Genomic DNA, 8175 nt, shown 5'->3' with positions numbered 1-8175 from the left:
AGCTCTCTCGAAGAATCACGCGGTGACCGTCTTTCGTCCGGTTGCGACACGCCGGTCAGCTCATTGGGCTCCGGCTTCTACACCACTCTGATGGACGCAACCGAATTGCAGAAGTACACCGGAACGCCCAACGCAGCAGTCACCTCGCCGTGGCGTGCCATCTCGGTTCCCTGGTCCCAGGTGATCGAGCGCAGCAGACCGGGTAGCAGGTCCTTAAGCCGCTCGGTCAGTGCTCGGCGCACGGTCGCTCCGTCGCGTCGAGGCAGGCGCAACAGGCGGACGATGCGGCTGTGCCGTTCGATGAGGGTTCCGATCGCGGAGAGACCTTCCTTGCCGATGATGAGGTCGCCTTCCGTAAGGCGCTGCGGCCGGTGATGGCCCGGCTGTGACCGACCGCGGAACGGGGAAGAGAGACATGTCATCCAACTCGCCGGAGTAGCGGGTGGAAGGTCGAGTGCTGTTGATCGGAGCAGTGAGCGTCTCGGACGCTACGGTGGAAGATCGAACGCAGCCTGGCGTGGCTGACCGGCTACCACCGGCTGACCGTCCGCTACGAACGCCGCGGTGAGCACTTCGCAGCTATCCTCCAACTCGCCACCGCGCTGACCTGCTTCAAGAAACTCATCAAATGAGACATTCTCTAGTGCTGGGAGATTGCCCTCGAAATGCTCGTCAAGAGAATCACTGGGAACTTACTGCACCGGCAATCAAGTGGGGGCGTCCTCAGTCGTGCAACGAATGGCGTTCAGACTGTCGAGGTCCCGCAAGAGCGCTTCGCGGGCGAGAGCGGTCCGGTTGGGCACGCCGAGCTTTGTGAGGGCGGATTCGATGTGGCTGCGGGCGGTGCGAACGGAGATGCCGAGGGCGAGGGCGATGCCGTCGTTGGTCCATCCGCGGGATAGCAGTCCCACCACATCCAGTTCGCGGGCGGTGAGGTGGTCGTCCGGATCGACTCGCTGCAGGCGAATGAGGACACCGTCGGGTGTCGTGGCAGTGGTGACTCGCCACCAGTGGCCCGTGGCGTCACGGTGCCGAAATCGCAGGCCGGTGGCATCTCGCTGGTGGAAGGTCTCAATTCGGGTGAAATCTTTGGCCGTCAGGGGTGCTGTGGCGAGGTCCCCGATGCGTGGCTCGACTCGGCCATGGCCTGACCAGATGACGAGTTCGGCGGGGGAAGCCGGCAGTTCGGGCCTCGGGTCGGTGAGTTTGGCGATCTCGGCGGCGTGCATGGTCAGTGCCAGTTGGGACTCCTCGTGCAGGGGCTGACCGTGGGTGGAGCTCAGGGCAAGGAAGCCTGGGACGGTGCCGCCGCGTGGGGTGTTGAGGGGGAGTGTCAGGCCTTCGTTGAAGCCACACGGTTTGAGCGCTTCCCGATAGGTGCGTGACTGGCGGAAGTCATAGGGCAGGTCGATGAAACGGAGGGCCGCGCGGCGCTCAACGGCGTAGCGGTGGGCCGGGCACTGCGTGGCGTAGGTAGTGGCGATGAATCGCAGGGTCTCACTGGGATAGTCGAGGTTGACTAGGACGGGGTGACTGTTCTCGAGCGTGACTCGCGGAGGCCCCACGAGGGCGGCGCAGTCGAATCCGAGCCCGTCGCGAATCATGCGGATGGGCTCGTCGAGGGGGGCATCTCCATGGCCGGCTGCTCTGACGCTGTCGGAGAGTCGGATCCACCACGTCATGTCGACTGTCATGCACTCCTCCGAGGGACACCGGACAGGGCGCCAGCAGCATCGGCCATTCGGCCGATGTGAGACGACCCACATGATGCCACTGTGAGGGCATCGGCGTAAGAGCGCCGATGCCCTTCCCCAGGAGGAACTGTGAACGTCGAAGAATACTCCGCTCAGGACGCTACGGCTCTGGCGAAGATGGTCGCCGCCGGCGAAGTTACTGCAGATGAGCTGGCCATACTTGCGACGAATGGGATCAATGCCGTCAATGAGAAGATCAACGCGGTGGCCACGGGCCCGTTCGACTCACCGTTGGACTACGCACGGGACGGCCGGTTCGCCGGTGTGCCGTTCGTGATCAAAGACCTGGTATGCCACGCCATGGGGGTGCCCACGCGGATGGGCACGCGGATGCTGGCGGACGGGATCACCCCGGCCGCGGACACACATCTTATGGAACGGTTCCGGGCGGCAGGTCTGGCAACCCTTGCAAGCTCCACCACCCCGGAATTCGGCTACAACGCCAACACGGAGGCGCTGGTCTACGGACCCACTCGTAACCCGTGGGATACGAGCCGCAGTGCGGGCGGATCCAGCGGAGGGTCGGCAGCGTTGGTGGCGGCGGGGGCCATCCCGATGGCGCATGCGAACGACGGTGGGGGGTCTATCCGGATCCCTGCGGCTGTCAACGGGCTGGTCGGACTCAAGCCTAGCCGTGGTCGGGTGCCGCTCGGCCCGGACCTGGACAGCAATGCGTTGAGCGGGAAGGCCATAGAGTTCGCGGTAACCAGGTCTGTCCGCGACGCTGCCGCGCTCCTCGACGAGGTTGCGGTGAGCTACCCAGGAGACCGGTTTGTCATTGCCCCGCCTGAACGTCCGTGGTCGCAGGAGGTCGGAGCGGATCCGGGCACGCTGCGTATCGCGCTGCATACCGACACGTGGTCCGGCACCTCGGTCGATCCCGAGGTAGTGGCGGCGGTGGAGCAGGTGGCCCGGACCCTGGAGGATGCTGGCCATCACGTGGAGCGGGCGACGCCGACGTTCGACTGGGATGAGTTCCTCGAGGCGACGGCAAAAGCGTGGGCGGCTTTCCTCTCGGAATCGGTGGCCGGGGTCGAGGCGATGACCGGAACCAAGGCTGGGCCGGAGAATCTCGAGGCAACGACGTGGGCGTGCGTGCAGTACGGCCGGAAACTGTCCACACTGGAGATGGCAGCGGCAAATGCAACCTTCAATGTAGTTTCCCGAGAAGTCGGTCGGTTCTTCCAAAGCTATGACGTTCTGCTCACACCCACCACCAATCATCCCGCGATGGAGCTCGGCTATCTGGATGCGAACGCCGACCTCGACGCCCTCAGCTGGACTCGACGGATTTTCGATGCATTCTCCTTTACCCCACTGTTCAACACCACCGGAACACCGGCGATCAGCCTGCCACTAGCGGAGTCCCGTGAAGGTCTCCCGATCGGGGTGCAGCTGGCCGGTCCGATGTGCTCTGAGTCCATGCTTATCCGGATCGCAGCGCAGCTCGAGACCGCGATGCCATGGGCGGGACGCCGACCCGCCGTCCACGTCACGAACTTCTAGTAGGGCTTTGTCAGGTCGGGAACCTGTGGTGACACGTCGGGCAGGTCCCGATCCAATAAGCCAGTGCACGTTGCATTTTGCGCACGACGGCGTAGAGGGTCAGGCCTGCCCGGTCTCTTTGGGGTCGGTGAGCCGCACAGTGGTGAGGAACAGGTGCGCGGCGGTGACGAGGGTGACGTGGTGGTGCCAGCCCAGCCAGGATCGGCCCTCGAAATGATCGAGGCCGAGGCCGGTCTTCAGTTCCCGGTAGTCGTGCTCGATACGCCAGCGGATCTTGGCCAGTCGCACCAGCTCCGACAGGGATGTGTCCTCGGGCAGGGTGGCGAGCCAGAAGTCGGTGGGCTGCGCTGCACCGTCGGGCCATTCGGCCAGCAGCCACACCTGGGGCAGGACACCGTCCTCGTCGCGGGGAATCGTGCGGTTCGCCGGACGTACTCGCAGCGCCACGAACCGTGAGCGCATCGCCGCGGTCGGATTACCCGGACCGTTCTTGGTTCCGCGGCGCCAGGTGACCTCGGTCAGCGCCCCTATTCCGGCCGCCAGAACGAGATCCCTGCAGGTCGCGGCCGGTGGGTAGCGCCGGGCCGGAGGCCGCCCGCGCCCCGAATACCCGGCCGCGGTCGGGACCGCATCGGCGGGATGCGCGAGGGTGGCGGCCTTGACCGCCACGACATAGGCCAGATCGCGGTCGGTCAGGCCCTGACGGAAGGGGGCCGAGTCGCCAGAGCCGGCGTCGGCGACGATCACCGGCGAGACCCGGCCCCAGGAGATCAGTTCGTCGAGCATCTCGAGGGCCATCGCCGCTTTGGTGCGATACCGCTCGTCGCCGGGGATCGCGCTGCGCCGCCGTCGGGCGGCGATCGCCGCGGCTGTCTCGGGGTCCTCGGTGGCGTCGTCCCAGCTCTCGGGCAGGCACAGGCGCCAGTCCAGCGGTGCGGATGCACTGTCGGTGGCGGCGTGCACGCTGACGGCGCCCTGGCAGTTGCCGACCTTGCCGAGGGTTCCCGAGTACTGGCGGGCCAAGCACGAGGAGCCGTCCCCGTCCTTGGCGAAGCCGGTGTCGTCGATCACCCACGCGTCCGGGGTGATCAGGTCGCACGCTTTGCGGGACAGGGTTTTCCGGACAGGTACCACGTCCCACGGCGAGTTGGTCACGAACTGCGGCAACCGTTGGTGGTCGACCCCGAGTCGTTGCGCCATCGGTTGCATCGATTTGCGGCGTCCGTCGAGCATCAACCCTCGCGCGTACACCCCTGCCGTCGCCCGCTGGTCCTTACGTGCGAGCGAGGAGAACACCTCTCCGACAAACGAATCGGGGCGTTCACCGACATCGGTCAGGGCTGCGGCATCCACCTCGTCATCGTCTCGGGAATCGGTCCGAAACTCGAGCCCCTACGCCTCGACGTGACAGACCTGACAAAGTCCTACTAGACGCGGACGCCGCAGCCGTCACCGCAGCGGTCGGCACCCGCCCACTCGGCGGGTGCCGCCGCGTCGCGGAACAGGCCGCTGCCACCGGTGGTACGGGACAGCGCGTCGGCGGCGAGAACCACCGCGGCGCTGGTCCACGAACTCTTCTCCACCGGCCAGCGTTTGCCGTCGCTGAACACCAGACCGGTCCAGTACGACCCGTCGGGGTCGCGCAGGTGCTGCATCGAGGCGAACAGCTCCCTTGCGCGCGTGTAACTTCCGAGCGCATCGAGTGCCAGCACCAGCTCACACGTCTCGGCGCCCGTCACCCACGGCCTGTGGTCGACGCACCGGATGCCGAGGCCGTCCACCACGAAGTCGTTCCATCGTTCCCGGATACGTTCGTGCGCAACGGTTCCGCGGACAGCTCCCCCGAGGATGGGGTAGTACCAGTCCATCGAGTACTCCGGCTTGGGCGCGAACACCTCGGGGTGCCGACGCAGTGCGTGTCCGAGCCGATACAGCGCGAACTCCCACTCCGGCTGCGGGTCACCGGCGATCTCCGCGAGCCGCAGCGCACATCGCAGACCGTGGTGGATACTCGAGCACCCGGTCAGGAGGGCTTCGTCTGCGATCCCGGATTCACCTCGCGCCCAGTAGATCTCACCACCCGGCGCCTGCATGGACAACACATGGTCGAGCGCGGCCTTCACCGTGGGCCACATGCGTCCGACGAACTCGCGGTCGCCGGTGACGAGATGGTGATGCCACACCCCGACCGCGATGTACGCGGCGAAATTGCTGTCGGAGTCCGCGTTCTCGATCGTGTCACCGCGGAACTGCATGGGCCACGACCCATCCGGGCGCTGGGTGCGCCGCGACCATTCGAACGCGGCCTCGGCTTCCTCCCGCAACCCGGTCACGATCAGGGCCATCGCGGATTCGATGTGGTCCCACGGATCGGTGTGTCCACCGGGGAACCACGGGATCGCCCCCGACGACTGCTGCATGTCGGCGATGGCGCGGCCGGTGCGGAGACATTCCTGTTCGGAGAGCACCCCCGGCACCGACGGAACCGTTGTTGCGCCGTTGTCAGCGCGCGGCAACGGGAACTACCGGCTTCTCGACGTAGAAGACCACACTCTTTCCCATGACCGGATCGAGGACCGATTCGAGGGAACGGGTCAACCACGGCTTGTGCATCAGATCCCACACGAGCAGCTTGTGGTACACCTTCGTCAGCACGTTGTCGTCGTTGTCGACGCCGACCGCGCACTTGAGCCACCAGTACGGCGCGTGCAGAGCGTGCGCGTGGTCGCGACCGCGGATCGTCAGGCCGGCTGCGGTGAGCTTGGCGGCGAGTTCGTCGGCCTTGTAGATGCGGATGTGCCCGCCCTCGACCTCGTGATAGGCGTCGGACAGCGCCCAGCAGATCTTCTCGGGGAACCAGCGCGGCACCGTGATCGCCGCGACGCCGCCCGGCTTGAGCACGCGAGTGAACTCTTCGATCGCGCGTACGTCCTGCGGCACGTGCTCGAGCACCTCGGAGATGAGCACGACATCGAATGTCTCGTCGGCGTAAGGCAATTCGAGCGCATCGCCGACTTCGGCACAGGCACGCGCGTCGGCGGGAACCTCGCCTTCCAGTTCCATCGCCGCGAACATTTCGGCGACCGCCTTCATGTCGTCCGCACTCCGGTCGAACGCGGTGACGTCCGCGCCGCGCCGGTACAGCTCGAAGGAATGCCGGCCGGCACCCGCGCCGATATCGATGGCGCGGTCGCCGGGCTTGACTCCGAGACGGTCGAAATCGACGGTCAGCATCAGTTGTTCGCCCTTCCTGTCTGCGCTGCGATCGCGACGTCGTAGACGCGTGCGGTCTGCGCGGCCACCGCCGCCCAGCTGTACCTGTCGAGGACCCGCTGCCGGGCCGCCGCGCCGAGCCGGACCCGATCGGCGGGGTCGTCGAACAGTGCCGCGAGCGCCGCCGCGAGCTGCTCACCGTCTCCGGGTGGAACGAGCACGCCGGCGTCGCCGACGACCTCGGGGATCGCGCCCGCACGGCTCGCGACGAGCGGCGTCCCGCACGCCATCGCCTCCACCGCGGGCAGCGAGAACCCCTCGTAGAGCGACGGGACCGCAGCGATCTCGGCGGAACCGAGCAGTGCGGCGAGCTCGATGTCGTCGATGCCCGATACCGTGCGCACGATGTCGTCGATGCCGAGTTCCTCGATGAGCCGTTCGGTGACACCACCTTCGGCGAGTTTCGAGACGAGCACGAGCTCGACGGTCCGCTCGGTCCGGAGCTTGGCGACGGCGCCAAGGAGTGTCGACACGCCCTTGAGCGGTGCATCGGCGCTCGCCACGCACACGATGCGCCCCGGCACCCGGGCCTCGGCCGGCGGTGCGAACAGCTCGGTGTCGACGCCGAGCGGGATCGTGTGCAAGCTGACCGGGGCGACGTCGAACGCCGCGCGGATGTCCTCCGCCGACGACTCGGACACCGTGAGCAGCGTGCGGATCCGTCGCGCCACCCGGGCCTGCATGCGCAGGAAGCCGTACCACCGACGCAGGGTCAACTTGCGGCGCCACGTGCCGGCCTGCGCGAGATCGAGTTCGCGGTCGCGGGTGATGGGATGGTGGATCGTCGCGACGAGCGGGAGCCCGGCGCCGGCGATGCGGAGCAGCCCGTAACCGAGGCACTGGTTGTCGTGGACGACGTCGAATTCGTCCGCCCGCGCGCGCAGGAGCTTCGCCGCCCGCAGGCTGAACGTGAGCGGCTCGGGGAAGCCGGCCGTCCACATCGTCGCGACCTCGAGGACGTCGACGAGATCGCGGAACTCGCCCGGTCTCGGGGTGCGGAACGGGTCGTCGTCGCGGTAGAGATCGAGACTCGGGACCTTGGTGAGGGTGACGCCGGGGTCGAGTTCCGGGTAGGGCTGGCCCGAGAACACCTCGACATCGTGGCCGAGCGCGGCCAGTTCACGACTCAGGTACCGGACGTAGACGCCCTGGCCCCCACAGTGCGGCTTACTCCGGTACGACAGGAGTGCAATTCGCACGGTCACCTCGTTCGTCGTGTCGCCAGCGGCGTCCGGCCAAGATCGCCTTCACTCTAGAACACGTTCTCGTTCCAGGTCCCGCGGGTGAGGAAGGATGCGAAGCCCGGCCGGACATGTCGGGAGAACCATATCCGGATACAGCAAAGGCCCGGTATCTCATCGATACCGGGCCTTCGCCTGAAGCGACCCTGACGGGACTCGAACCCGCGACCTCCGCCGTGACAGGGCGGCGCGCTAACCAACTGCGCCACAGGGCCATGAAAGAATCCCGAGGGATTCTCACAGGAGGACCCACCGCGAACGGTGGGTCCGAGATATTGAATTGTGGTGGTGGCCAGGGCCGGGATCGAACCGGCGACCTTCCGCTTTTCAGGCGGACGCTCGTACCAACTGAGCTACCTGGCCGGGACGGCACCCGAACCGAATGCCGATCGCATACTCAC

General features: G+C 66.6%; 7 protein-coding genes, 2 tRNA genes and 1 pseudogene. 2 read left to right on the top strand and 8 right to left on the bottom strand.

What is annotated here, in order from left to right; genetic code table 11:
- Window positions 1-77: 77 nt before the first annotated feature.
- On the bottom strand, window positions 78-422 hold the full coding sequence (locus RZ1_RS28480) for an IS30 family transposase (protein ID WP_072816201.1): 345 nt from the start codon (window positions 420-422) through the stop codon (window positions 78-80).
- Window positions 423-468: 46 nt separating this feature from the next.
- Here RZ1_RS28480 and RZ1_RS31560 point away from each other — a divergent pair.
- Window positions 469-632, top strand: a pseudogene (locus RZ1_RS31560) (transposase); the annotation flags it as partial.
- Window positions 633-707: 75 nt separating this feature from the next.
- Here RZ1_RS31560 and RZ1_RS28470 read toward each other — a convergent pair.
- Complete coding sequence (locus tag RZ1_RS28470; protein WP_174565251.1) at window positions 708-1694, bottom strand: helix-turn-helix transcriptional regulator; 987 nt, start codon at window positions 1692-1694, stop codon at window positions 708-710.
- A gap of 129 nt (window positions 1695-1823) precedes the next feature.
- Between RZ1_RS28470 and RZ1_RS28465 the strand changes: the two genes are divergently transcribed.
- Complete coding sequence (locus RZ1_RS28465) at window positions 1824-3260, top strand: amidase (protein WP_072816198.1); 1437 nt, start codon at window positions 1824-1826, stop codon at window positions 3258-3260.
- A 99-nt stretch (window positions 3261-3359) separates the two neighbouring features.
- Here the strand turns inward: RZ1_RS28465 and RZ1_RS28460 are convergent, their stop codons facing one another.
- The 6 genes from RZ1_RS28460 to RZ1_RS28435 form a co-directional block, all read right to left on the bottom strand.
- Window positions 3360-4613 (bottom strand): IS701 family transposase, encoded by a 1254-nt coding sequence (locus tag RZ1_RS28460; protein ID WP_072816196.1) that lies wholly within the window; start codon window positions 4611-4613, stop codon window positions 3360-3362.
- Between the two features lie 74 nt (window positions 4614-4687).
- The gene (locus RZ1_RS28455) at window positions 4688-5737 is read right to left on the bottom strand and encodes a glycoside hydrolase family 15 protein (protein ID WP_238072141.1); all 1050 of its coding nucleotides are present in this window, start codon (window positions 5735-5737) and stop codon (window positions 4688-4690) included.
- 25 nt (window positions 5738-5762) lie between these two features.
- A complete protein-coding gene (locus RZ1_RS28450) occupies window positions 5763-6494 on the bottom strand; it encodes a class I SAM-dependent methyltransferase (RefSeq protein WP_072816192.1) in 732 nt (243 codons plus the stop codon).
- Window positions 6494-7732, bottom strand: coding sequence for a glycosyltransferase family 4 protein (locus tag RZ1_RS28445; protein ID WP_072816203.1), 1239 nt, complete (start codon window positions 7730-7732; stop codon window positions 6494-6496). The genes RZ1_RS28450 and RZ1_RS28445 overlap by 1 nt, the downstream gene beginning before the upstream one ends.
- Before the next feature lie 183 nt (window positions 7733-7915).
- Window positions 7916-7989: transfer RNA gene (locus RZ1_RS28440), tRNA-Asp, on the bottom strand.
- A gap of 71 nt (window positions 7990-8060) precedes the next feature.
- A tRNA-Phe gene (locus RZ1_RS28435) sits at window positions 8061-8137 on the bottom strand.
- Between the last annotated feature and the right edge of the window lie 38 nt (window positions 8138-8175).

Origin of the sequence: Rhodococcus zopfii NBRC 100606 = JCM 9919 (assembly GCF_001895025.1) — a bacterium.
Classification (GTDB): Bacteria; Actinomycetota; Actinomycetes; order Mycobacteriales; family Mycobacteriaceae; genus Rhodococcus; species Rhodococcus zopfii.
This window is presented reverse-complemented; position numbering and strand designations above follow the sequence as displayed.

Excerpts from the sequence above, each read along its gene's own strand:
- RZ1_RS28470 (WP_174565251.1), bottom strand. The coding sequence starts at position 1,694 with ATGACAGTCGACATGACGTGGTGGATCCGACTCTCCGACAGCGTCAGA.
- RZ1_RS28450 (WP_072816192.1), bottom strand. The coding sequence starts at position 6,494 with ATGCTGACCGTCGATTTCGACCGTCTCGGAGTCAAGCCCGGCGACCGC.
- RZ1_RS28480 (WP_072816201.1), bottom strand. The coding sequence starts at position 422 with ATGACATGTCTCTCTTCCCCGTTCCGCGGTCGGTCACAGCCGGGCCAT.